This window comes from Nocardia noduli, assembly GCF_019038455.1.
In the GTDB taxonomy this organism is placed as follows: domain Bacteria; phylum Actinomycetota; class Actinomycetes; order Mycobacteriales; family Mycobacteriaceae; genus Nocardia; species Nocardia noduli.
This window is the reverse complement of the sequence record NZ_JAFMPL010000086.1, coordinates 1-25,167: the sequence shown is the minus strand read 5'-3', so window position 1 is coordinate 25,167 and position 25,167 is coordinate 1. Positions and strand designations below refer to the sequence as shown.

At 68.8% G+C, this 25,167-nt stretch carries 22 protein-coding genes; 4 read left to right on the top strand and 18 right to left on the bottom strand.

Annotation, left to right across the window (positions count from 1 at the left end; translation table 11 throughout):
* Position 1: 1 nt before the first annotated feature.
* Positions 2-1,381, bottom strand: a complete 1,380-nt coding sequence (locus tag JZ792_RS31155; RefSeq protein WP_216916268.1) for a pentapeptide repeat-containing protein — start codon at positions 1,379-1,381, stop codon at positions 2-4.
* 192 nt (positions 1,382-1,573) lie between these two features.
* On the opposite strand from JZ792_RS31155, the gene JZ792_RS31150 reads away from it, so the two are divergent.
* Positions 1,574-1,981: a hypothetical protein gene (locus JZ792_RS31150; RefSeq protein WP_216916265.1), complete on the top strand. Its 408-nt coding sequence runs from the start codon at positions 1,574-1,576 to the stop codon at positions 1,979-1,981.
* Here JZ792_RS31150 and JZ792_RS31145 read toward each other — a convergent pair.
* A complete protein-coding gene (locus JZ792_RS31145) occupies positions 1,957-3,192 on the bottom strand; it encodes an MFS transporter (protein WP_216916262.1) in 1,236 nt (411 codons plus the stop codon). The two genes, JZ792_RS31150 and JZ792_RS31145, sit on opposite strands and share 25 nt — an antisense overlap.
* A gap of 94 nt (positions 3,193-3,286) precedes the next feature.
* On the opposite strand from JZ792_RS31145, the gene JZ792_RS31140 reads away from it, so the two are divergent.
* A complete protein-coding gene (locus JZ792_RS31140; protein ID WP_216916259.1) occupies positions 3,287-3,655 on the top strand; it encodes an ArsR/SmtB family transcription factor in 369 nt (122 codons plus the stop codon).
* Between the two features lie 20 nt (positions 3,656-3,675).
* Here JZ792_RS31140 and JZ792_RS31135 read toward each other — a convergent pair whose 3' ends face one another.
* The 5 genes from JZ792_RS31135 to JZ792_RS31115 form a co-directional block, all read right to left on the bottom strand.
* Positions 3,676-4,455, bottom strand: coding sequence for a tetratricopeptide repeat protein (locus JZ792_RS31135; protein ID WP_216916256.1), 780 nt, complete (start codon positions 4,453-4,455; stop codon positions 3,676-3,678).
* 111 nt (positions 4,456-4,566) lie between these two features.
* Entirely contained in the window at positions 4,567-5,892 is a 1,326-nt protein-coding gene (locus tag JZ792_RS31130; RefSeq protein WP_254190614.1) for a M16 family metallopeptidase, read from the bottom strand.
* 74 nt (positions 5,893-5,966) lie between these two features.
* Positions 5,967-8,246 carry a polyribonucleotide nucleotidyltransferase gene (locus JZ792_RS31125; RefSeq protein WP_216916253.1) on the bottom strand — a complete coding sequence of 760 codons (2,280 nt, stop codon included), beginning with the start codon at positions 8,244-8,246 and terminating at the stop codon, positions 5,967-5,969.
* 536 nt (positions 8,247-8,782) lie between these two features.
* Positions 8,783-9,052 (bottom strand): 30S ribosomal protein S15, encoded by a 270-nt coding sequence (rpsO, locus tag JZ792_RS31120; protein WP_216916250.1) that lies wholly within the window; start codon positions 9,050-9,052, stop codon positions 8,783-8,785.
* A gap of 143 nt (positions 9,053-9,195) precedes the next feature.
* Positions 9,196-10,149, bottom strand: coding sequence for a bifunctional riboflavin kinase/FAD synthetase (locus tag JZ792_RS31115; protein ID WP_216916247.1), 954 nt, complete (start codon positions 10,147-10,149; stop codon positions 9,196-9,198).
* 316 nt (positions 10,150-10,465) lie between these two features.
* Here JZ792_RS31115 and JZ792_RS31110 point away from each other — a divergent pair, with 316 nt between their 5' ends.
* Positions 10,466-11,134 (top strand): metal-dependent transcriptional regulator, encoded by a 669-nt coding sequence (locus tag JZ792_RS31110; protein WP_308165523.1) that lies wholly within the window; start codon positions 10,466-10,468, stop codon positions 11,132-11,134.
* Positions 11,135-11,158: 24 nt separating this feature from the next.
* Here JZ792_RS31110 and JZ792_RS31105 read toward each other — a convergent pair whose 3' ends face one another.
* The 6 genes from JZ792_RS31105 to JZ792_RS31080 form a co-directional block, all read right to left on the bottom strand.
* A complete protein-coding gene (locus tag JZ792_RS31105; RefSeq protein WP_216916244.1) occupies positions 11,159-11,581 on the bottom strand; it encodes an EF-hand domain-containing protein in 423 nt (140 codons plus the stop codon).
* Between the two features lie 134 nt (positions 11,582-11,715).
* Positions 11,716-12,636 carry a tRNA pseudouridine(55) synthase TruB gene (gene truB, locus JZ792_RS31100; protein ID WP_216916241.1) on the bottom strand — a complete coding sequence of 307 codons (921 nt, stop codon included), beginning with the start codon at positions 12,634-12,636 and terminating at the stop codon, positions 11,716-11,718.
* Positions 12,636-13,304, bottom strand: a complete 669-nt coding sequence (gene npt / locus JZ792_RS31095; RefSeq protein ID WP_216916238.1) for a 4'-phosphopantetheinyl transferase Npt — start codon at positions 13,302-13,304, stop codon at positions 12,636-12,638. The genes truB and npt overlap by 1 nt, the downstream gene beginning before the upstream one ends.
* Before the next feature lie 23 nt (positions 13,305-13,327).
* The gene (locus JZ792_RS31090) at positions 13,328-14,284 is read right to left on the bottom strand and encodes a metallophosphoesterase family protein (RefSeq protein WP_216916234.1); all 957 of its coding nucleotides are present in this window, start codon (positions 14,282-14,284) and stop codon (positions 13,328-13,330) included.
* A 99-nt stretch (positions 14,285-14,383) separates the two neighbouring features.
* Positions 14,384-17,002 carry a fibronectin type III domain-containing protein gene (locus tag JZ792_RS31085; RefSeq protein ID WP_216916222.1) on the bottom strand — a complete coding sequence of 873 codons (2,619 nt, stop codon included), beginning with the start codon at positions 17,000-17,002 and terminating at the stop codon, positions 14,384-14,386.
* A complete protein-coding gene (locus JZ792_RS31080) occupies positions 16,950-18,632 on the bottom strand; it encodes an Hsp70 family protein (protein WP_216916220.1) in 1,683 nt (560 codons plus the stop codon). The genes JZ792_RS31085 and JZ792_RS31080 overlap by 53 nt, the downstream gene beginning before the upstream one ends.
* Before the next feature lie 104 nt (positions 18,633-18,736).
* On the opposite strand from JZ792_RS31080, the gene grpE reads away from it, so the two are divergent.
* Positions 18,737-19,255: a nucleotide exchange factor GrpE gene (gene grpE / locus JZ792_RS31075; protein WP_216916217.1), complete on the top strand. Its 519-nt coding sequence runs from the start codon at positions 18,737-18,739 to the stop codon at positions 19,253-19,255.
* A gap of 5 nt (positions 19,256-19,260) precedes the next feature.
* Here the strand turns inward: grpE and JZ792_RS31070 are convergent, their stop codons facing one another.
* The 5 genes from JZ792_RS31070 to infB form a co-directional block, all read right to left on the bottom strand.
* Entirely contained in the window at positions 19,261-20,637 is a 1,377-nt protein-coding gene (locus JZ792_RS31070; protein WP_216916213.1) for an MATE family efflux transporter, read from the bottom strand.
* Positions 20,634-21,635, bottom strand: a complete 1,002-nt coding sequence (locus tag JZ792_RS31065) for a DHH family phosphoesterase (protein ID WP_216916211.1) — start codon at positions 21,633-21,635, stop codon at positions 20,634-20,636. Before JZ792_RS31065 ends, JZ792_RS31070 begins: the two co-directional genes overlap by 4 nt.
* Positions 21,636-21,665: 30 nt before the next feature.
* Entirely contained in the window at positions 21,666-22,109 is a 444-nt protein-coding gene (gene rbfA / locus JZ792_RS31060) for a 30S ribosome-binding factor RbfA (protein WP_216916209.1), read from the bottom strand.
* 33 nt (positions 22,110-22,142) lie between these two features.
* On the bottom strand, positions 22,143-22,433 hold the full coding sequence (locus JZ792_RS31055) for a DUF503 domain-containing protein (RefSeq protein WP_109527532.1): 291 nt from the start codon (positions 22,431-22,433) through the stop codon (positions 22,143-22,145).
* Between the two features lie 141 nt (positions 22,434-22,574).
* The coding region (infB, locus tag JZ792_RS31050) for a translation initiation factor IF-2 (RefSeq protein WP_216916207.1) at positions 22,575-25,167 on the bottom strand (2,593 nt) is incomplete at its 5' end.

Genomic DNA, 25,167 nt, shown 5'->3' with positions numbered 1-25,167 from the left:
TTCAGGTCGTCGGCGCGGGCGTCGGCGGCCAGGGATTCGGTGTGACGGTGACCGGTTTGCGCGACGGATTGTCGTCCCAGTCGAAACGGACCCCCACCCACGCCTTCGGGCGGTCGAAATCGGTCTCGCCCGAGGAGAAACGGGTACCGAGGAAGGAGATGTCGCCGAAGAAATCGGCGCCGACGAAAGTGGCGACGCGGCCGGCGAAGGCCGCGTCCGCGAAGGAGACGGCGCCGTGCAACTCGGCTGCGATGAAATCGATCTCGTGGGTTCCGCGATTCCGGATCCTGCCCGCCGTACCGAACCGTGTCCGACCGAAATCGGTGGTCGCGGTGAAGAACCGGGCGGCGGCGAACACGATGCGTCGACCCGTGAATTCGGCGTGGTCGAACCGGAGGTGTTCACCGTCGAAGGTGGCGCGCTCGAAGGAGGTCAGGTCGCCGCCGAAGCGCGCGGCCTGGAAGGAGGTGTGAGCGCCCGAGAAGGCCGTCCCGTCGAAGGTCGTCCGCGCGCCGAGGAATCGGGCGTCGGCGAAGGACGTCGCGGCGGTCGAGAACTTCGCGCCGTCGAAAGTGGTTCGCGCCGCATGGAATTCGGCGTCGACGAATTTCGCCTCTCCGCCCTCGAACGCGGCGTCGCGGAAGGTGAGGTGCGCGCCGGTGAATCGCACTCGGCGGAAATCGCTGTCGCCGAGGAATTTCGCGCCGGTGAAGGTCGTGCGACGGCCACCGAATTCGACCGCCTCGAAATTCACGTTCTCGAAGACCGCGCCGGTGAGATCGATATCGCACCCCGACCACGACACCTCGGAATAACGGCGCAGATGCTGGGCGATCACCCGGACGACGGCCCAGCGCACCTCGCGATCGTTCTGCCGGTGCTGATAGGTCCGTTCGACCTTCGTCCCGGCCTCGTCCACCGTCTCCGACCGGGAGACAAGGTGATTCGCCCCGCTGTCGGGATCGTAGGGCAGTCGCAGATAGCCGCAGAGCACGTCGACGCACTGCTGACGCCTGCCGGGGGCCGAGAATTCGTCGGCCACCCCCGCCATGGCGTAGACCCCGGCCAGCCGTATAGCCGGATCGGGATCCCCGAGTTGCCGCGCCGCCACCCCGAACAGTTCGGCGAACCTCCCCCGCTCCTGATCGCGCTGCCTGCGGTATGCCACGACCAGCGCGACCGCGCCGCCGACGCCCGCCGTCACCGACAGCGCGATCTTGGTCAGATCCACCTGATTCGGCGGCTCCGCCCGCGCGCCGAACCCGAGCCATAACAACCACCAGGTCAGGGCCGCGAAACCCAACCCACCCAGGACCACCGCTGACACCGCGAGCAGTAACGCCGCCCGGTGCAGCCGGTCGGCAGACCGCCCCCATCGCATGAGCCGAATGGTAGCCGGAATGTCACTGTCCGACCACCGCGCCGGTCGCGCGGACCGTGTGCGCCGCAATCGAAATCGGTCGCCGGGAAACGCCACGTGAATGTCCACCCGATGTGCCGGAGAGTAGCTGCCGCGGCCACCTCGTCGTGTGAGCGCCGAGTAGTCGGGCGGTGCGGCGGTAGTGTGCGAACCATGCCCGATACGTGGTCCGATCCGCTCGATCCGGTGACCGAGATCGAGAAGGCGCACGCTCTGCTGGCCACCTGGCTCGGGTCCGAGGCGCCGCGGCAGATCTTCGACGAGTTCGCCCGAACCCTGCACGTCGCGTTCACCATGGTGACGATCGACGGAACCACCGTCGATCGCGCCGAGTTGCTGGAGGGCCTGCCGGCCGCGCGGAACTCCCGGCCCGGCCTGGTGATCGAGATCTCGCAGGCGCGGATTCTCGTCGGCACCGCGGAACTGGTCGTCGTCCGATTCCTCGAGCGCCATCGCCTCGCGGATGCTCACACCGACCGTTCGGTCACCGCGGTCCTCAGCGTCGACGAGGTTCGGGGTTTCAGCTGGCGGGCACTTCAGGAGACCGCGGTGGCGGACTGAACCGCGGGCACGACCCCCTTGTCGCGCCGCAGCCCGAGTCCGGCCGCGACGAGGCACGCGACGGCGACCACGCCGACGAACCACGGGAACACCGACCCCAGCCCCCAGGTGGTCGCGGCCCACCCGGCGAGGATGGTCGGCAGTGCCATCGCCGTATAGGCGAGCAGGTAGTAGGCCGACATCGTCTCGCCGCGCTTGTGGTGCGGCACCACCTCCGACAGGTGACGCAGGGATCCGCCGAATCCCAGGCCGAACGTCGCGCCGAGCACGACCCCCGCGGCCAGCACCACGACCCCGTTGTGGGTGGCCAGCGCGGGAATCGTGAGCAGCAACGCGGCGGCCATGCCGGTGTCGCCCGCGATGGCGGCGAAGCGAGCGGGCACCCGCGTCGCGATGAGCTGGACCGTCGCGCCCGCGATCGCGGTGGAGGCCACGACAGCGCCGCCGAAGACCAGATTGTGGATCCCGGTCTGCTGGGCGGCCAGCGACGGATACAGCGACAGCAGCACACCGAGCACCGACCAGGCCGCCATGACCCCGATCGCGGAGAACCAGAAATCGGCGCGGATCTCCTGTGGGACAGCGGGTCTCGCGATCCTGATCCGACCCGTCACGCGCGACGCGTGCGGTTCGCGCAGGGCGATCACACCGACCCCGATGATCAGGCAGATCACCGTGATCACCACGTACGGCGTGCGCAGGGGGTACGGGGCGTACTGCGCGAGCAGCGCGGAACCCAGAATCGCCACGGCCATACCGACATTGAAGGCGACCCCGCTGAGCTGCCCGGATCGCGCGCCCCGGTGCGGGCGCAGATCCAGCAGGGCCGCCGCCCCGGAGACCACGGTCGCGCCGACCGCCAACCCGTGCAGCGCCCTGGCCAGGATCAGCATCGGCACCGAATCGGCGAGCACGAAGACGACGAGTCCGGCGATCATCGTGCCGAACGCGCCGACCAGGACCGGCTTGCGTCCGACGACGTCGGAGATCTTGCCCGACACCAGCACCGCGGCCAGCGCGGCGAACGCGTAGACGGCGAACACGACGGTCGTGGTCAGCGGTGAGAGATGCCATTGCGTCTCGTAGAGGCCGTAGAGCGGCGCGGGTACCCCCGAGACGCCGAGGGCGACGCCGCTCGCGACGAGAACCAGCGTGTACGCCCAGCGCTGGGTGGTCTGTTCGTCCGCGGGGACCGCAACACTCGCTGTCATGGACCACTCCGATCAGGTAGGTTTGATGATGATCGAACCGGAATCGACCATACCTCCGGTTCGAAGTTCATCAAACCCCGGAGTGAGGTAGATCATGAGCGATGCTAACGAACAGGCTCCGTCGGTCGCGCCGCTCCCCACCGTTCTCGCCGCGTTGCAGGATCCCGTCCGGCTCGAGATGGTGCGGCGACTCAGCAACGCGGGCGACGCCGTACGCTGCGCCGCGCTCTACGAGGTCATCAACAAATCGACCGCGACCCACCATTTCAAGATCCTGCGCGAAGCGGGCGTCATCGAACGACTGCTCATCGACGGCCAGACCTGCCAGCGGCTGCGCACCGAAGACCTCGACCGAGCGCTCCCCGGTGTACTCGCCCCCATCGTGGACGCGGCCAACCGCGCCGACGCCGACCGGATCGATGCCGGGTCGAACGGTTATCCCGCCGGCGCCCCTCGCCGCTGACTCCACCGACCCGACCTGCGTCAGCGGTCACCGGTGGGCCGCGGCGCGGGCGCCACGGTGACGCGGAACGAGGGCATCGTCGGCAGCGGCTTCGGGGTGAATCGCGGAACGGTCGGCCGCGACAGACGTTCCGTACTGCGGAAAGGCTCCGACCCCGGTTCGTGCGCGCCCCACCACATTCCCGTCACCGCGACGGCGGCCACGAGCACCGGAATCCACCGCGCGCCGGGACGGAGATCCGGGTAGAGGGCGAACACCGACTCCAGCAGCAATGTGAGCGCGATACCGCACGCCAGGACGACCAGCACCCAGAACGCCGTCGGCTGGCGCGACCAGTGCCGCAGGGCGGCGATCACGCCGAGCAGGACGATCGCGCCGCCCGTCACGAAGACCAGACTCACGACCGCGTGGCCGGATGCTTCGGCGGCGTCGCGATCACCCCCGCGACGACCGAGCCAGGTGAGGAAGAACAGCAGGTGCGCGAATCCCGCGCCGCATGCCGCCGCGAGGAGCAGCACGTAACCGCCGCGCACGGCGGCGGCGGTCCGATCCAGGCGCAGCAGGACGACGCCCACTTCGGCGAGCGAACCCGAGAACACGAGAACCAGAAGCGCGGCAACCGACGCGGGCCGGCGATCGAAGATCTCGTAGGCAAGGGCGGCGGTCACGTGCGGACCCGCCCGCTGCGGTGCCATCGTGATCGCCCTACCCGCGTAGCGCAGCGCGTCGTCGAAGCGGTCCAGCGAGAAGCTGATATCGGCGATCTCCTCCAGCAGGATCGGATCGTCCGGCGATTCCACCAGCGCGGCACCCAGCAGTTCGCGGGCGTGCTCGAACCGCCCCGACTCCCTGGCGACCCGCGCCCGCGCGACAACGGTCTCGGTCTGCGGATCACCGCGTCCGGTCGCGGATCAGCTGACGACCAGACGCCTGACCGAGGCGGGCAATTCGCGGGTCCGCCGATAGGGTCCGGCGACCGAGGCCGCGTAGGGCCGGGAGAGCAGGGTTTTCGCGATCGCGCTCACTTCGTCGGTCGTCACCGCGTCGATACGGGCCAGGGTGTCGGAGACGCTGCGGTGGTTGCCGTAGCTCAGTTCACTGCGGCCGATGCGGTTCATCCTGGAGGCGGAATCCTCCAGGCCGAGTACCAATCCGCCGCGCAACGAACCCTTGGCACGGGCGCATTCGGCGTCGGTGATGCCGTCGGCGGCGACCTCTTCCAGCACACCGCGCGCGAGCGAGGCGACCTGGCCGAGGTTCTCCGGCTGACATCCGATGTAGACGGAGAACGCCCCTGTGTCGGCGAAGGTGTCGACGCTGGAATACACCGAGTACGCCAGCCCCCGCTCCTCCCGGATACGTTGGAACAGACGGGAACTCAGTCCGCCACCGACCACGGTGTTCAGTACCGACAACGGCCAGCGCCGCTCCCCTTCGTGCCTGCCGAAGGCCCGGACGCCGAAGGCGAGGTGCGCCTGTTCGCTGTCGCGATGGCTCCGCTCGAGTTCCGGTGCGCGGTTCGGCCGGAACCGGCCCTCACGCCGTCGCGCGGGTTCGACCGACGGATCGAGCCGATTCTCGAACGCCCGGTGCACCAGTTCGACGGTGTGGTCGTGTTCGACATTGCCCGCCACCGCGACGACCATCCGGTCCGGCCGGTAGCGCCGCAGATGGAAGGAGCGCAACTGCCCGGCGTGCATCGATTCGATGGATTCGACCGAGCCGATCACCGGACGCCCGATCGGATGATCGCCGAACAGCGCCGACAGGAACGCGTCGCCGACCAGGTCCTCCGGATCGTCGTCACGTATGGCGATCTCCTCGAGCACCACCTGACGTTCCACGTCGACATCGGAGGCGCGGCACAGTCCGTTGAGCACCACGTCGGAGACCAGATCGACCGCGAGCGGCAGATCCTCGTCGAGGACATGGGCGTAGTAGCAGGTCTGTTCCTTCGCGGTGAACGCGTTGAGTTCACCGCCGACCGCGTCCATCGCTTCGGCGATATCGAGCGCCGATCGGGTCGGGGTCGCCTTGAACAGCAGGTGTTCCAGGAAATGCGCGGCGCCCGCGACGGTGGGACCCTCGTCGCGCGAACCGACGCCGACCCATACGCCGATGGAGGCCGAACGCACGCCGGGCACATGTTCGGTGACCACACGCAGGCCACCGGGTAGCACCGTGCGACGGACGCCGGTGTCGGCGCCGTCGGGGCGCAGGGAATCGTCGGAGTGCAACTGGAGTGACGAACCCCCCTGCTCGTCGCGGAGCAGGGGGGTTGCCGTCTTCTTCTTCGTCACAGAGACAAGTACTACTCGGTCCCCGCCACGCCCGCATCGACCGTGTCGGCGGAAGCGGGCTCTTCGGCGCTGTCGTCGACCGGCACCAGCGAGATCTTGCCGCGATTGTCGATATCGGCGATCTCGACGCGCAGCTTGTCGCCGACGTTGACCACATCCTCGACCTTGGCGACGCGCTTGCCGTTGCCGAGCTTGGAGATGTGGACCAGACCGTCGCGGCCCGGCAGCAGCGAGACGAACGCGCCGAAGGCGGTGGTCTTGACGACCGTGCCCAGGAAACGCTCGCCGACCTTCGGCAGCTGCGGGTTGGCGATGGCGTTGATCGCGTCGATCGCGGCCTGCGCCTTCAGGCCGTCGGTCGCGCCGACGAAGACCGTACCGTCGTCCTCGATGGAGATGTTGGCGCCGGTCTCCTCGGTGATCTGGTTGATCACCTTGCCCTTGGGGCCGATGACCTCGCCGATCTTGTCGACCGGGATCTTGATCGCGGTGACGCGCGGCGCGTACGGGCTCATCTCGTCCGGGGTGGCGATGGCCTCGGCCATCACGTCCAGGATCGTGGTGCGCGCGTCGTGCGCCTGGCTCAGCGCGCCTGCCAGCACCTGCGAGGGGATGCCGTCCAGCTTGGTGTCGAGCTGCAACGCGGTGACGAAGTCACGGGTGCCCGCGACCTTGAAGTCCATGTCACCGAAGGCATCCTCGGCGCCGAGGATGTCGGTCAGCGCCACGTAGCGGACCTCGTCCTCGCCCTTCTCGTTGGTGATGGTGTCGGAGACCAGACCCATCGCGATACCGGCGACCGGGGCCTTGAGCGGCACACCGGCGTTCAGCAGCGACAGGGTCGACGCGCAGACCGAACCCATCGAGGTGGAACCGTTGGAGCTCAACGCCTCCGAGACCTGACGGATGGCGTACGGGAACTCTTCCTGGCTCGGCAGCACCGGCATCAGGGCACGCTCGGCCAGCGCGCCGTGGCCGATCTCGCGGCGCTTGGGCGAACCGACGCGGCCGGTCTCACCGGTCGAGTACGGCGGGAAGTTGTAGTGGTGCATGTAGCGCTTGGAGGTCTCCGGGCCGAGCGAGTCGACCTGCTGGGCCATCTTCACCATGTCGAGGGTGGTGACGCCGAGGATCTGGGTCTCGCCACGCTCGAACAGCGCCGAACCGTGAGCCCGCGGAACCACCGCGACCTCGGCGGACAGGGCGCGGATATCGGCCAGTCCGCGGCCGTCGATGCGGAAACCGTCGGTGAGGATGCGCTGGCGCACGAGCTTCTTGGTGACCGAGCGGAACGCCGCGCCCAGTTCCTTCTCGCGGCCGGCGAAATCGTCGCCGAGACGCGAGAGCACGTCGAGCTTGATCTCGTCGGTCTTCGCCTCGCGGGCCTGCTTGTCGGCGATGCTCAGCGCTTCGTTGAGCTCGCGCTTGGCGGTGCCCTCCACGGCTTCGAACACGTCGGCGCCGTAGGGCGGGAACAGCGGGAACTCACCGGTCGGCTTGGCGGCCAGTTCGGCGAGGTCGGCCTGCGCGCGGCACAGCCGGGCGATGAACGGCTTGGCCGCCTCGAGCCCCTCGGCGACGACGGCCTCGGTCGGCGCCTGCGCGCCGTCCTCGATCAGCGCGATGACCTTGTCCGTGGCCTCGGCCTCGACCATCATGATCGCGACGTCGCCGGTTTCGGTGACACGACCGGCGACGACCATGTCGAAGACCGCGCCGTCGAGCTGCTCGACGGTCGGGAACGCGACCCACTGGCCCTCGATCAGCGCGACGCGGACGCCGCCGACCGGACCGGAGAACGGCAGACCCGCGAACTGGGTGGAGGCGGACGCGGCGTTGATCGCGACCACGTCGTACAGGTCGTTGGGATCCAGGCTCATGACCGTGACGACGACCTGGATCTCGTTGCGCAGGCCGTCGACGAAGGACGGGCGCAGCGGACGGTCGATCAGGCGGCAGGTCAGGATCGCGTCGGTGGAGGGGCGGCCCTCGCGGCGGAAGAACGAACCCGGGATGCGGCCCGCGGCGTACATGCGCTCTTCGACGTCGACGGTCAGCGGGAAGAAGTCGAACTGCTCTTTGGGATGTTTGCCCGCCGTGGTGGCGGACAGCAGCATGGTCTCGTCGTCCAGGTAGGCGACGACCGAACCAGCGGCCTGACGGGCCAGACGGCCGGTCTCGAAACGAACGGTGCGGGTGCCGTAGCTGCCGTTGTCGATCAGCGCGACGGATTCGAACACACCCGGCTCGACCTCTACGGCCGTGGACTTGCGTTCAGTTGTTTCGGTCATTCTCTGCTCTCAACCTCTCGTCTCGCCGGGTCCAGCGCACCCTCGTGGATGCGACCCGGCTGTCGTCAGCCGTACCGGATACGGACACGCGGCAACCACCTGGCTGCGGCGCGCGCACCCGGCCGATTCCCCTTGGAACCAGCGACGCGGAGGCGGTCATCGATCGAAGCCCGTCGGGACAACCGAGGGGCCACTACCGAAGACCGACGCCACGCGGCGGATGCGTACGGCTGTGTTGTTCGTGCATCCGGGGCGTGCCATGGCACTCATGCGTTCACGCGAACGCCACGACGATCCAACCCCGATACACGAAAAAGCCAACGGGGAGATTGTACGTCTCCCCGTCGGCAGTGTTACCAGCGCCCGGACGATCGCGTGTTGATCATCATCGACGCCACCCCGAACGGCGCGAGTCCTACGAGCGCCCCGTTCGCGGCCCGTCTCGCGTTCGAGCGGTCGAGACAATGCGACGAAGTCGCGAGTATCGACCGCTCGAACGCGAGACAAAGGGGGCCGCGAACCCGCGGCCCCGGCCGCTATCGACGCAGCCCGAGGCGCTCGATCAGCGAGCGGTAGCGCTCGATGTCCTTGGCCTGAAGGTACTTCGAGAGCCGACGGCGACGGCCGATCAGCGCGAGCAGCCCGTGGCGGGTGTGGTGGTCGTGCTTGTGGATCTTGAGGTGCTCGGTCAGGTCCGAGATCCGCTTGGACAGCATCGCGATCTGCGCCTCGGGGGAACCGGTGTCCGTCTCGTGCAGGCCGTATTCCTTGAGAATGGCCGATTTCTGCTCGGTGGTCAGCGCCATGCGGCATCCACTCCTATTTTTCAGTCCCGCGCTCGAATATCCGGAATTCCGGGAGGGCGCCACCGCGGACCGCAGCAAACCCGAGGAGCCAGCCTACCCGAGTGATATCGGGGGACCGAATCGGGGCGCTCGTGGCGCGGCAGTCACAGGACTTTGCGCGCGTTCTGGACGTCACGGCCCATCGCCTCGATGAGTTCTTCCATCGAGTCGAATTTGCGCATCCCGCGCAGGTGTTCCACGAAATCCACCGCGACGTGCTGGCCGTACAGGTCGGCTTCGCCGTCGAGGACGTAGGCCTCGACGGTGCGCGCCCGACCGGAGAAGGTGGGGTTGGTGCCGACCGAGATGGCCGCCATCGCCCGTTCGCCGGGTGTGACGGTGCCGATGGTCGGTCCGGGCCCGAGGACGGTGAACCATCCCGCGTAGACCCCGTCGGCCGGGATGGCGGCGTGCATGGGCGGTGCCACGTTCGCGGTGGGGAAGCCGAGGAGTCTGCCGCGGCCGTCACCGTGCACGACGACGCCTTCGACGCGGTGCGGGCGTCCGAGCGCTTCGGCGGCGGCGGACATGTCGCCCGCGTCGACGCAGGCGCGAATGTAGGTGGAGGAGAACGTCACCGCGTGTTCGCCGACCAGTTTCACACCGTCGACCTCGAAGCCGAATCGCTCGCCGAGTTCACGCATCGTCTCGACGGTGCCGGTGGCCTTCTTGCCGAAGGTGAAGTTGTCGCCGACCACCACTTCGGTGACGTGCAGTCGTTCGACCAGCAGGTCGTGGACGTAGCGGGCGGGGGTCAGTTTCATGAAGTCCTGGGTGAACGGCATCACGCAGAACACGTCGACGCCGAGTTCCTGGGCCAGTTCGGCCCGCCGGGTGAGTGTGGTCAGCTGCGCGGGATGTGAACCGGGGCGCACCACCTCCATGGGGTGCGGATCGAAGGTCATGAGCACCACGGGGACCTCGCGCGCGGCCGCGGACTTCACCGCGCGGCTGATCAACTGCGCGTGGCCGCGATGCACTCCGTCGAATACGCCGATCGTGAGCACACACCGGCCCCAGTCCGCGGGCACGTCGTCGAGACTTCGCCATCTCTGCACAGTCCGCAGCCTAATAGACAGCACCGAGGGCGGTCCGACCGAAGCCCACGCCGTGCCGTGCGCGCGGGGCGTGAGGGCCTGCGGAGATCGCGGGGCGAACGACATTCGGGCGTACGGGATGTCACAGAACGTTCCCGTTCCCGTTTCCGGCTGGTGAACAGGGGTTCGCTCAGGATGGGAGCGGGAGCGTCGTAGTGTGTCAAACCGGCGTTCAGTGCATAAGCTCGAATATGTGCCCGGTAAACGAGACATCGCCACTCGCCGCGAGCTGACGGACAGCTCCGCGCGGGAGGAACCCGTCGGCGGCACCGCGACGGTGGCCAAGGAGCTGACCTCGGTCGCCCAGGACTATCTGAAGGTGATCTGGACCGCCCAGGAGTGGTCGCAGGAGAAGGTGTCGACGAAGTTGCTCGCCGAGCGGATCGGCGTCTCCGCGTCGACGGTGTCGGAAGCCGTGCGCAAACTCGCGGACCAAGGTTTGGTCGAACACGCTCGCTACGGCTCGATCACGCTGACCGAGCAGGGCCGCGATGCCGCGATCGCGATGGTGCGCAGGCACCGGCTGCTCGAGACCTTCCTGGTGAACGAGCTCGGTTACCGCTGGGACGAGGTGCACGACGAGGCCGAGGTGCTCGAACACGCGGTCTCGGATCTGATGATGGCCCGTATCGACGCCAAACTCGGCTATCCGGATCGTGATCCGCACGGTGATCCGATTCCCTCGGCCGACGGCGCCGTGCCGACTCCGCCCGCCCAGCAGCTCAGCGATTTCCGTGCGGGACAATCGGGTCGGGTCGCGCGCATCTCCGATTCCGATCCGGACATGCTGCGCTATTTCGACGCCGTCGGCATCGCCCTCGACACCGCCATCACGGTGGTGGAACGCCGAGATTTCGCGGGCACCATCGCGATTCGCATCGGCAACACCGAAGTCACGACCGATCTCGGCAGGCCCGCCGCCGAGGCCATCTGGCTGACCGACTGAGCGCGTCGACGCGCCGGAATCCGTTCAGCGCGAGAGGAAATCGAGCAGCGCGCGGAATTCCGACGGGGAGAGATAGCCGTCACCGTCGTGGTCGGCGGCGGCGAGCAGCGCGTGCGCCGGTTCGTCGATGAGTCCCGCGCCGACGTGGCGGATCATGGATTCGAGTTCGTCGACGGAGATCCTGCCGTCGCCGTTGACGTCGAATACCTCGAACGCGGCATCGGCGTCGGTCACCTCGATGCGGCCACCGAGGACGGCGGCGTCGAATTCCGCTCGGGAGACCAGGTAGTCGCCGTTGGTGTCGGCGGCGGCGACCATGCGCTCGACCGCCTCGACGTCGACCTCGCGGCCGAGTGTCCTGATACCGGCGACGATGTCGTCGACGGAGACCAGACCGTCGTTGTCACGGTCCCACAGGTCGAACGTGTCGACGGGATGTTCGCTCATTGCCACTGCCTCCCACAGTCGCCGCGATATCCCGGTGCGTGCGGCCGACCACGCACCACTGTACGGAATCCGACCGGGTGTGGACGCGCCGCGCGAACACGGAAACGCGCGATGCGGCAACGAGAGCCGCGTCGTCAGTCGATAAGCCCTCTGGGGCGGATGACCATGACGGAGGACGCGCGTTTGCCCTTCTCCTCGAGCAGCGCGATGGCGGTGCCGTCCTCGGTGAGTGCCGCGTGCACGCCCTTGACGCCGAGGGGTTCCAGCCAGCGTCCGTCACGCAGGGATTCGGCCTCGGCTGCGGAGATCGAACGATGCGGGAAGGCGGTGCGGACGGCGTCGTCGATGCCGAGACTCAGTAGCGGAGCGCCGGATTCGGCGGCCACGGCCAACTCGTCCAGGGTGCGGGCATGGTCGAGGGTGAAGGGTCCGACGCGGGTGCGCCGCAATGCGGTCAGGTGTCCGCCCACGCCGAGCGCGGCGCCGAGATCGCGGGCGAGCGCGCGCACATAGGTGCCGGAGGAGCATTCGACCTCGACATCGATGTCGACGAAATCCCCGGTGTCGCGGCGGGCCAGGATGTCGAAGCGGGAGACGGTGACCGGGCGGGCGGCCAGTCGCACGTCCTCGCCCGCGCGGTGGCGCGCGTAGGCGCGTTCGCCGTCGACCTTGATCGCGCTGACGGTGGCGGGCACCTGCTGGATGTCACCGGTGAGTTCGGCGGTGCGCGCGGCGATCTCGGCGTCGTCGAGATGCGTGGCGGGGGTGGTGGCGAGGATCTCGCCCTCGGCGTCGTCGGTGGTGGTGGCCTGCCCGAGACGGACGGTGGCGGTGTAGGCCTTGGTCGTCAGGGTGAGCAGGCCGAGCAGTTTGGTCGCGCGCTCGACGCCGAGGACGAGCACGCCGGTGGCCATCGGATCGAGGGTGCCCGCGTGCCCGACCTTCTTGGTGTGCAACAGTCTTCGCGATTTCGCGACGACATCGTGGCTGGTCCAGCCGCCGTCCTTGTCGACGATCAGCAGGCCGCCGAGGATGTCGCGCGCGGTCTGCGCCATCAGCCGTGCACGATCGCGGTCAGGATCAGCCCGTCGCCGATCACCCAGCGCCCGTCGAACGAGGTGAGCGGCACCCCGCCGTCGGTGGTCTGGCCCGGAATCAGCAACGCGCTGTGGAAGGTGCCCGAGCCCGCGTCGTCGGACAGGTCGTCGACGGTGAAGGTGATGTGCGCGTCCTCGAAACCGAGCCAGCGCAACGTCAGCGGGAACCAGGCCTTGTAGGTGGCTTCCTTCGCGCAGAACAGCAATCGATCCAGGTGCAGTCCGGTGGAGGCGGCTCCCAGCCATTCCCGCTCCTGCGGCAGGCTCACCGAATCCAGGACGCCCTCGGGCAGTGCGCCGTGCGGCTCGGCGTCGATGCCGACGGAACGGAAGCGCAGTTTGTGCGCGAGCGCCGCCGCGCGGTATCCGTCGCAGTGGGTCAGACTGCCGACGATGCCGCGCGGGAACAGCGGCATCCCCCGCTCCCCTTTGCCGATCGCCACGGCGGGCTCGCCCAACTGCTCGAGCGCCTGTCGCGCGCAGTACCTGGCGCCGATGAAATCACGGCGGCGTTTGTCCACCGACTTGGCGATGAGATGTTCTTCCGCAGGATGCGGTTTCAGATCCTCCGGGTACGCCAACAGTTCGGCCGAGGCGACCCCGTTGGGCAGAATGTTCTCGATCATCGCTCCCGAGCCTAATGCAGAGCTCAGACGCCGCGGCGACGCTGGGCGCGTTCGCGCATCTGCGAGGCCGCGGCCTCCATCTCCGGGGTGACCTTGAAATGGCCGCCCCAGGCGTTCAGCGAACCCGGCGGGTAGGCCGGGGTGGGCAGGATCTGACGCAGGAGCTGATCGGGCAGTCCGCGACGTTGCCATTCGCGCGGGTAGCCGAGGGAGACCTCTTCGAAGCGGACGCCGTCGTAGTAGGAGGTGCGCGGAATGTGCAGGTGGCCGTAGACCGAGCACACCACGTTGTAGCTGGTGTGCCAGTCGGCGGTCAGCGTGGTGCCGCACCACAGCGCGAATTCCGGGTACCACAGCACGTCGGTGGGCTGGCGGACCATCGGGAAGTGATTGATCATGATGATCGGGGTGTCCGCGGGCAAGGCGTCGAGTTTGCGCTGGGTCGCCTGGACCCGGGCGTGGCACCAGGCATCGCGGGTCAGATACGGATCGGGCGACAGCAGGAATTCGTCGGTCGCGACCACATTGCGTTCGCGGGCGATCGCCAAACCCTGGGCCTTGGTGAGGGCGCCTTCGGGCAGGAACGAGTAGTCGTAGAGCAGGAACATCGGCACCAGGGTCACCGGCGAACCGAATTCCTCCGCGCCCGCGCCCGACCACACCGGAAACGGGTCCTCCGGGGTCACCACATCCAGATCCCGGCACATCGCGACGAGGTAGTCGTAGCGGGCGGCGCCGTGCAACTGCACCGGATCCTTCGGCGTCGTCCACAGTTCGTGGTTGCCGGGCACCCAGATGACCTTCGCGAACCGACTGCGCAGCAGTTCGAGCGCCCAGCGGATATCCTCGGCCTTCTCGCCCACGTCACCCGCGACGATCAGCCAATCCTCGGGCGAATCCGCCCGGATCTGCTCCACGACCGGCCGATTCCCCTGGTGGCCGACGTGCACGTCGCTCACCGCCATCAACTTGGGTATCACCACACCTACCTTGTCACATCGCCGCGGAGCGAGCCTGTCCAGCACTCGTCGCACGAGGTCCGGGTCCACGCCGCACGCGCTGGACCGGACCGTCCGCGCTCAGCCGACCCAGTGGAGCCGGGCGGTCGCGGCGAATCCGGCGGCGATCGTGAGCGACCCGTTGGCCTCGCGGCGGCACGAGGCGACGGCGATATGGCAGGGCCGAGGCAGATCCGGCGGGATCTTCACCCCGCCGTCGATCTCGTACCGCATATTGGTGACCTTCCAGGCGCGCGCCCCCGGGTCGTCCGGTGTCGCGGCAGGCGCGTCGGCGCGGGCCACCACGAAAACCTCGGTGACGCCGACCGGCCAGGTGAACACCAGCAGACCGCCGTGCTCGGCCAACCCGCTCACCGTGGGGATTCCGCTGGGATTCGGCTCGTCGCGCGGTGTTCCCCGGTCGGCGGTGGGCTCGACACCGGTGGTCGACGCCGCCGAATCCACTGCGGCAGTTGGTGAATCCCCCGGGACGGTGCCGGGCTGCCCAGCGGTGAATTGCCCCGTGGTCGCCGGTGGATGCCCCGCTCCGGAGTCGGTCGAATTCGCGGCTGCGGGCGGATCGCTCGCGCTCATGGGTGACGACGGCGCGGTGGTTGCCGACGAAGCCGCGGGGGCCGTCGATGAAGCCGCGGCAGCACCCGACGCAATCACGGGGCCTGTCGGCGAGGTCGCTGGCGTAGTGGTGGACGAATGTCCCGACAGCGTTCGGCGGGCAGCCGAAGCGTCGACCGCCGTGGAGGTTCGGTCCGGGGATACCTCGCTCGATCCGAGCGTGGGACTCGACCGCGTCTCCCCGACGCCGGTTCCCGCCTGCGCGGCGGCGGGTCCGTGCACCGCGGGCGGTGGCGCGTCGGAGCGAGCGATCTCCGAGTACTGTCCGGCGAGCGCCGCGGCGACCGCGTAGACCGGAAGTGTTCCGGTGGAGGGGATTCCGCCGTCTTCGAGTTCGGTGACCCGGGTCCGGCCGACGACGCGCCACGAGCCGTCCGGTTGTAGGCGGGTCACCCGGTAGTCGACGTTTCCCGCGGGCGAGGCTGACCAGGTGACCTGCGCCGAGCCGTTGCGCATGCGGGACACCCGGACATTGCCGGGGGGTTCGACGACGGTGGCGGCGAGCGCTTCGGCCACGCCGCGGTGGTCCGCGCAGATATCGCGGGCGGCGAGCAGTCCGCGGGTGCGGTCGACGGGCGGCCCGGCCACGGCGGCGGCGACCAGCCGGTCGGCTTCGGCGATGGCGCGTCGCGCCTCGGCCAGCGATTCCTCCAGGCCCGCCGTGCGACCGGTCGGTGGGGGCACATCGGAGGCCGTGCGCCGCAGGTATTCCAGATGTTCGACGGCTTCGACGTAGCGTTTGGCCGCCAGCGCGGAGGTGACGTTGCGCCAGCGCACCCCGGCCTCGGCGAGTACCCGTTCGACCTCGTCGGCGACCGACCGGATCGGCGTCGTGCCCGCGCCGTTGTCGAGTTGACGTGCCTGGGCGACCTGCCTGGCCGCCTCCTGGGGACGCCCGTGCCGCAGCGACCCGCGCGCCGCTTTGAGTGGTTGCTCCCACTGTCTGTCCGGTGCCCGAGCCGACGTGTTCCGCGTCTCCCGTTGCGCCGAGTACGCCGGGGTCTCGGGCCGCGGCGGGACGACGGGCGAGGTCTCGATGCGCGCGCCGAGCGCGGTGGTGAGATCGGTGAGCACCCGGATCGCCTCGGCGCGATCGAGTCCGAGTTCGATCGCCTCTTCGAGCAGGAATTGGTAGTCCTCGCCGACCAGTTGATCCTCGACGAGCACCGCGGCGCGGACCTTCGGCCGCAGCTCGGTGCTGACGTCGTCGACGATCGAGCGGACGTACTCCCTGACCTCGGGGCCGCCGCCCTCGAGCAGATCCTGCACGTGCACGAGCAATTCGTCGAGTACGACCCGGATCCGGCCCGGCGGCAACTCCCGTGAACGCGCCCGCAACGCCTCGGCGCGCAGGCGGATCTCCTCGGTGTGCGCGGCATCGGTCGGATCGAGGCCGAGCAGCGCGAAAAGAGTGGGGGCCGGTTGCCCTTCGAGCAGCCGATCCCATTCGCTGAGCAATTGCCGGATCTGCTTGCGCCGCTGTTCGGTCAGTGTCGTACCCGCCGAGGGCGCGACCGGCGGCTGATCGGCCAGGATCTTGTGCCTGCGCAGGCGCGCGGCGACCTCGGCCGCGTCGAGCCCGCCCATCGCGCCGATCTCCTCGAGACCCGCGACCTTGCTCTCGGGCACCCCACCGTGTCGCTGGACCAGCCGCGAGACGGCGATATCGAGCATTTCGTAGCGTCCGGCGTCGCGCTGCTCGCGGACCTGCCGCACCCGCATCGCCTCGGCGCGGCGGGAACTCGCATTCAGCAGCAATTCGCTGCGACGGTCGTGATCGTCCACCAGAAGTCCGACCAGCACACGGTATTTCGGGTGGTCACGCTGGCGCTGCCAGAAACCCCAGACCTCCTCGACGCGCGCGGCGACCTCGGCGTCACCGAGTGTCTCCGCGTCGTCGAGCGGAATGTCGTAGAGCTCGAACGAATCCGACTGCTCGGGTCCGCCGCGGCGCTCGACCGCGGCGAGTACCCGTTTGCGGTAGTCGTTGGGGTTGAAGGCATCCATCACGTCGCTACCCGGTGCGTCGGCGGGTGCGCTGAACCTGATCGAGTTCCCGGGCGACATCCGCCTGGGACAGGGTGGCGCCGGTCTGGGCGGACAGGGTCAGCGGCATGTCCGCGTCGACGTGATGCGCCGTGACGTGCAGGACTCCGTCGAAACCCATCTCGAAGGTGACCCGCACTTCGCTGTCGGCGGGATACCCCGGCGGGATTCCGCGAATACGTCCTTCGATCAGGACCTTCGTATCCTCGGGCCGCATCGATGCCGCCTGGCCCTGCTGTTCGACGATGGTCAGTTCGATCTGATCCTGGTCCTCGCGCACGGTGCCGAAGGAACGGCGCACCCGCACCGGCAGTGTCTGGTTGCGGTGGACCAGCCACGCCGCCGCGAGTCCGTACTGCGAGTTCAGCGCGAGCACACCGAAGCCGCGCGACACCACGGTATCGACCTGGATCTCGACCATGCGCCGGACCAGGCCGACCGGTTGCCCGAAGGACGCGGCGACCCGCGCGACGGACTGTTCCAGATCGGCGGGCGCGGCTTCGCGCAACGGCGAACCGTCGCGCAGACGGCCGCGGGTCATCAGATCGGCGAGGATCAGCCGCTCCATCTCCAGCTTCTCGCCGTAGAGGGCCGCGCCGCGCGCCACCGACAGATCGGGATCGCGCAATTCGCCGTCGAGGCCGAATTCCTTGCGCAGTTCGCGTTCCACCATCGGCATGCGCGAGGAACCGCCGACGAGCAGCAGCCGATCCACCGAGGCGACGCCGCGTTTGGCCGCCGCGGCGAGACAGTCGCGCGTGAGGTCGACGGTCCGCCGCATCAGCGACGCCGTCATCGATTCCACTTCGGCGCGGGTCAGCGGCACGACCGCGCGGGCGCCGTCGTGCGCGATCACCACCTCGGTGCGCTCGGCCTCGCTCAGCTCTCGTTTGGCCTGTTCGGCGGCCAGCACGAGCATCTGCGAGCCCGCCGAATCGTCGAGCGGGTCCTCGGCGTCCGGATTGGCGGCGCAGAACTGCTGCGACAGATACAGGGCGACGCGCTCGTCCCAGTCGGCGCCGCCGAGCTGGTGATCGCCTTCGACCGCGAGGACCGAGATCCGCCGGTCGGCCAGTTCGATGACGGTGGCGTCGAAGGTTCCGCCGCCGAGGTCGTAGACGAGTACCGTCTCGCGCGCGCCGGACTTGCCGACATCCACGCTGCCGTCGAGCCTGCCGAATCCGTAGGACAGCGCGGCGGCGATCGGCTCGGAAAGCACGCCCGCCACGTCGAATCCGGCGTAGGTGCCCGCCTGGATCGTCGCGCGCCGTTCCTCGTCACCGAAATACGCGGGCACGGTGATCACCGCGCGCCCCACCGGTTCGCCACCGCCGAATTCGACATCGGCGGCCAGGCTCTTGAGGATGAGCGCCGACACCGCGGGTGCGGACCAGGTGGTGCCGTGGGCGGCGAAACGCCACTCCGCGTCACCCATCCGGCGTTTCACCAACGCGCACACGTGCTCCGGATCGAGGCGGGCCTGCCGCCGCGCGCCCTCGCCGACCAGATGGTCGAACGCCGAGGCGAAGAGCACCACCGACGGTATCGTCGGCTCACCGTTCATTCCGATCATGACTTCGGGCCGACCGTCGGCGTCTATCCGCGCGATTGCCGAGTTCGTCGTGCCCAGGTCGATTCCGTAGACCCCCATGGCACGCGATGGTAGCAGCCACTTCCGACACCGGCCCGGTCACCGACCGGCCGATCGCGCCGACGCCGGGACCGACGGATCCGAGCACGCGTTATGGTGCGAACATGACCGAACCCGACGCGCCCGCCGCCGGACCCGTCCCCGTCACGCCGCGCCGCGAAGCCGCCGCGCACGACGAAATCCTCGAACGCATCGACGATCTCACCCGTGTGGTCGCGCGCCAGGCCGCCACCATCGAACGTCTCGCCGACGACGCGAAGGCCAGAGCGCAGCGCGAGCGCCAAGGCGCCGATCTGACCCTGGTCACCGAACTGTTCGCGCTGCTCGGCGATACCGTGGCCTGCGCGAGTACCGCCGAATCCGCCAGGGAGCGCGAGGCATTCGACGCGGTCGCCGGGCGGATCGAACGTCTGCTGGTCGGACGCGGCGGTATCGTCGTCGCTCCCTGCACCGGTGCGGCGTTCGATTCGCTCACCATGGAGGCGGCCGACGTCGTCCGCACCGACAACCCCGACGAGGACCGCACCGTCGACTCCCTCGTCCAGCCGGGCCTCAGTATTCCCGGTCGTTCGATCCGCCCGGCACGGGTGGTCGTCCGGCAGCACCGGAAACCGAAGGAATAGGGCGGCTAGGCGATACCGGCGGGCACCTCCGAACCCACACGCGCCCACCGCCCCGACAGCGCCCGCCACACCACCGCCGACATGCGGAGAACCATGAAAACGGCCAGCCCGGACCAGATTCCGGCGATACCCCAGTCGAAGACGAGGGACAGCCAGATGGCGGGCAGGAAGCCGACCAGTGCGCAGCCGAGGGTCGCGGTGCGCAGGAACGCGGCGTCGCCCGCACCCAGCAGCACCCCGTCGAGTGCGAAGACGATTCCGGCGACGGGAATGATGCCGACGAAGAACCACCACGCGACATGGGTGCGGTCCAAGACGGCGGGATCGTCGGTGAACAGTGTCGGGATCACGCTGACACCCGCCGCGAAACAGGCCGCGAGCCCCAGTGAGAACAGCTCCGACCACAGGGTGATCCGGCGGGCGAGACCGCGCGCGCCCTTCGCGTTCCCCGCGCCGAGGGCAGCTCCGACCAGGGTCTGCGCGGCGATCGCCAACGAATCCAGCGTCATCGCGAGGAAATTCCACAGTTGCAGAACCAGTTGATGGGCCGCGACCGATGCCGCGCCGAATCGGGCCGCCACCGCGGCCGCGGAGATGAAACAGGCCTGGAAGGCCAGACTCCGGACGATCAGATCCCGGCCGAGCACCAACTGGGCGCGGATCACCGACCAGTGCGGCCTCAGCGGAACCTGTTGGCGCACCAGGGCATAGAGGAACAGCGCGGCGGTCACCGACTGGCCGACCACATTGGCGACCGCCGAACCGGGAAGTCCCATGTGCGGCGCGCCAAGCAGGCCGTGCACGAGCAACGGGCACAGCACCGCCGACACCGCGAGCCCGGCCACGACGTAGATCAGGGGCCTTCGGGTCTGCTGCACCCCGCGCATCCAGCCGTTGCCCGCCATGGAGATCAGGATCAGCGGAACACCGAACAGCGCGATCCGCGCCCACCCGAGCGCCTCCCCCGCGATCTCACCGCCGCCCGCGATGGCATTCGTCAACGGCACCGCCGTGACCTGCACGATCGTCACGATCGCCGCGCCGACCGCCAGCGCGATCCACGTCGCCTGCACACCTTCGGCCACCGCGCCGCGCCGGTCACCGGCTCCGTGCCGACGCGAGGACCGGGCCGTGGTGCCGTAGGACAGGAACGTCAACTGTGAGCTGACCTGCGCCAGGATCAACCCGCCCACCGCCAGCCCGGCCAACGCGAGCGCGCCGAGCCGTCCGACGACCGCCATATCGAACAGCAGGTAGATCGGTTCGGCGACCAGAACGCCCAGCGTCGGCAACGCCAGCCCGAGAACTCGACGCGGACCCGCGGACACGGCGTCCTCCGACACGACGCCTTCCGCACCGGCCTCTTGCGGCACCGCGGTCATCCCAGCGCGGTCAGCAGCGCGGCGACGACATCCTCGGCGCAACCGTGGGTGGTGTACCCCGCCGCGAATCGGTGCCCGCCGCCGCCGAGCGAGGTGGCGACCGCGGACACATCGACACCGTCCGCCGCGCCGGGAACGCTGTCGCGGGAACGCAGCGACACCGTCCAGCGGTCGTCGACCACGCGGGATTGTTTGAATACCGCCGCCACCCCCGCCTCCGAGGTGGTGCGCACGATATCGATGACGCTTTCGATCTCCTCCGAGCGCAGTCCCTCCACGTCCTCGCGACGGACGAGGGCGTAGACCACACCGATGCCGCCGTGCGCCCTCGGTTCGAGGCGCGCCGTGCCGAGCACCCGCGACAGCATGGGGAGCCAACCGAACGGATGGGTGTCCATGAGTGTGCGGGTGATCTCGGCACCGTCGATTCCGGTACTCAGCAGACGCTCCGCCAACTGGTGCGTACCTGGCCTGACCCAGCGGAACGAGCCCGTGTCGGTCACGAGTCCGGCGTAGAGACAGTGCGCGATATCGCGATCGATGGGTTCGCCCCACACCTCGAACAGCCGGGCCAGCACACTCGTCGTCGATTCCGCGTCCGGGTCGACCAGGTTGATCGAGCCGAATCCGGTGTTGGAACGATGATGGTCGACCACGATGGTGGTCGCCGCGCCGTCCAGCCGCTCGGCGAGAGCTCCGAGCCTGCCCGCGCTACCGCAATCCACGGCGACGAGGACATCCACTTCGCGCGGCACGTCGGCGGGCGCGACGAGATGTCGCACGCCGGGCAGCGACCGCATCGACACCGGCAATTCGGCGGGATCGGCGAAGGACACCCGGACGGGCACCCCGCGCCGATGCAGAACCAGCGCCAACGCCAGCCCGCTGCCGACGGTATCGGCATCGGGCTGCACGTGGCATACGACGGTCACCGATCGAGCGGTCGTGAGCGCCGTGACGGCGGCATCGAAATCGACCTGATCACCATTGGTTGTCATTCGTGCCGCAGTCTCTTGGTCTCGTACTGTTCAGGACTCGTCGTCGCGCTCGACCTTGTACGGATCGGCCTCGCCGGCGTGGGTCGCGTTGGCCGCGGCCTTCGCCACCTCGTCGTCGGAAGCTCTGGCACGCGCCAGCAGCTCCTCCATCTCACGAGCGACGTCGGGCACCTTGTCCAGGATGAACGCCAGCGTCGGGGTGAACTTCACCCCGGTGCCCGCGCCGACCTTGGAGCGCAGAACGCCCTTGGCCTTCTCCAGACCGGCGGCCGCGGCCGCGTAATCGGGTTCGACGTCGAGGGTTTCCCCCATCACCGTGTAGTACACCGTCGCCTCGCGTAGGTCACCGCTGACCTTGGCGTCGGTGACCGTCACGAAACGCAGCCGCGGATCCTTGATCTCGTATTCGATCGCGGTCGCCACGATCGAGGAAATCCGCTTGGCGAGTCGGCGTGCCCTGGCTTGATCCACCATGGCCGTTTCCTCCTCACTCTCACTATGAAAAGTTCAGTCCTCGGGTCCGAAGATCCGACGGCGCACTGCCAGCAACTGTAACTCCGGACGCGCCGCGACGTGGCGTTCGCATTTGTCGAGCACCTCGGTCAGATGGCCCGTTTCCGGACTGACCATGGCGACTCCGAGCAACGCGCGGCGATGTAGGTCGTGTTCCCCGCCTTCGGCCGCGCTCACACCGAAGCGCTGTAATTCGGCCAGGACCGGCCGGATCACCGAACGCTTCTCCTTGAGCGAATGGACGTCGCCGAGCAGAATGTCGAACTCCAGTGCACCCAGGTACACGCTCACCTCTTCATGTCGAATCGTGGAGGGGAGCTCGCACCGGCGGGCACTGCCGAACTCGGCACGCCCCCCGGTATGCCGAACGTCATCACATCGCCGCACCCGCTCCGTGCGAAGCGGGTGCGGCGATGCTCGTGGCGATCAGTCGCGCGGCTTCTCGCGCAACTCGTACGCCTCGATGATGTCGCCTTCCTTGATGTCGTTGTAGGTCAACGTCATACCGCATTCGAAGCCCTCGCGGACCTCGGGTGCGTCGTCCTTCTCCCGCTTGAGCGACGAGATCGTCACCGTCTCGGCGACCACCACGTTGTCGCGCAGCAGACGGGCCTTGGCGTTGCGCTTGACGCTGCCCGAGGTGACCATGCAACCGGCGATATTGCCGATCTTCGACGAACGGAAGATGGCCCGGATCTCGGCGCGACCAAGCTCGACCTCTTCGTAGATCGGCTTGAGCATGCCCTTGAGGGCCTTCTCGATCTCGTCGATGGCCTGGTAGATCACCGAGTAGTACCGGATGTCCACGCCTTCGCGGTTGGCCAGCTCGGTCGCCTTGCCCTCGGCCCTGACGTTGAACCCGATGATGATCGCGTTCGACGCCGACGCCAGGTTGACGTTGGTCTCGGTGACACCACCGACACCGCGGTCGATGACCCGCAGCCGTACCTCGTCGTCGATCTGGATACCCATGAGGGCCTCTTCGAGGGCCTCGACGGTACCGGAGTTGTCGCCCTTGAGGATCAGGTTGAGCTCCGAAGTCTCCTTCAGGGCGGCATCCAGATCTTCCAGGCTGATCCGCTTGCGGCTACGCGCGGCCAGGGCGTTGCGCTTACGCGCGTTGCGCCGGTCGGCGATCTGGCGAGCGATCCGGTCCTCGTCGACCACGAGCAGGTTGTCACCCGCGCCGGGCACCGACGTGAAGCCGATGACCTGGACCGGCCGCGACGGCAGCGCCGCCACGACGTCGTCGCCGTGCTCGTCGACCATGCGGCGCACGCGTCCGTAGGCGTCGCCCGCCACGATCGAGTCGCCGACGCGCAGCGTGCCGCGCTGGACGAGCACGGTCGCCACCGGACCACGGCCGCGGTCGAGGTGCGCCTCGATGGCGACACCCTGGGCGTCCATATCCGGGTTGGCCCGCAGGTCGAGCGCGGCGTCCGCGGTCAGCAGCACCGCTTCGAGCAACTGCTCGATATTGGTGCCCTGCTTGGCGGAGATGTCGACGAACATGGTGTCGCCACCGTATTCCTCGGCCACCAGGTTGTATTCGGTCAGCTGCTGCCGGATCTTGTCCGGGTTCGCGCCTTCCTTGTCGATCTTGTTGACCGCCACCACGATCGGCACGTCGGCCGCCTGCGCGTGGTTGATGGCCTCCACCGTCTGCGGCATGACGCCGTCGTCGGCCGCGACCACGAGGATCGCGATATCGGTGGCCTTCGCGCCACGGGCACGCATGGCGGTGAACGCCTCGTGACCCGGGGTGTCGATGAAGGTGATGAGGCGGTCGTTCTCGCCCAGATGGGTCAGCACCTGGTAGGCGCCGATGTGCTGGGTGATACCACCGGCCTCGCCCTCACGGACGTTGGCCTTACGGATCGTGTCGAGCAGTCGGGTCTTACCGTGATCGACGTGACCCATGACGGTCACGACCGGCGGACGCTGTTCGAGGTCGTCTTCGCCGCCCGCGTCCTCGCCGTAGGTCAGATCGAACGATTCGAGCAGCTCACGGTCCTCGTCCTCGGGGCTGACGACGTGGACGACGTAGTTCATCTCGCCGCCGAGCAGCTCGAGGGTCTCGTCGTTCACCGACTGGGTCGCGGTGACCATCTCGCCGAGGTTGAACAGGGCCTGTACCAATGCGGCCGGGTTCGCGTCGATCTTCTCCGCGAAATCCGACAGCGAGGCGCCGCGGGCGAGACGGATGATCTCGCCGTTGCCGCGGGGCAGACGCACGCCACCGATCGAAGGCGCCTGCATGCTCTCGTACTCGGCGCGCTTCGCCCGCTTCGACTTGCGTCCGCGACGCGGTGCGCCACCGGGACGACCGAACGCGCCTGCCGCACCACCGCGGCCACCGGGACCACCCGGACGACCACCGCCGCCACCGCCGGGACGACCACGGAAACCACCTGCCGCGGGAGCGCCTGCACCCGCACCGGGAGCACCGGTACCGCCACCTGCACCGCCGCCGCGATAGCCACCGCCACCGCCGCCGCCGGGACGACCGGCGCCACCGGCGCCGCCGCCGGGACGACCGCCACCGGGACGACCCGCACCGGCACCGCCGGGAGCGGGACGTGCCGAACGTTGCGGCATGGCACCGGGATTCGGACGCGGAGGCATCGAGCCGGGGCTCGGACGCGGACCGCCGGGACGCGAACCGCCACCCTGGGCAGCGGCCGGACGAGGTCCACCCTGACCGGGCGCGGGACGCTGACCGCCCTGCGCGGGGCCGGGACGGGGACCGCCCTGCGCCGGACCGGGACGGGGACCGCCCTGACCGGGAGCCGGACGAGCTCCACCCTGACCGGGGGCCGGACGTGGGGCCCGCTCACGCTCGGGAGTGGGCGCCGACGAATAGGGATTGTTGCCGACCCGCGGGGTCTTGGGGCCGGGCTTGGGACCGCCGGGACGGGGACCGCCCTGGCCACCCTGTGCCGGAGCGCCGGGGCGCTGCTGCTGAGCGGGACGCGGCTCCGCCGGAGCGGGACGCGGACCCGACTGCGCGGGTGCGGGC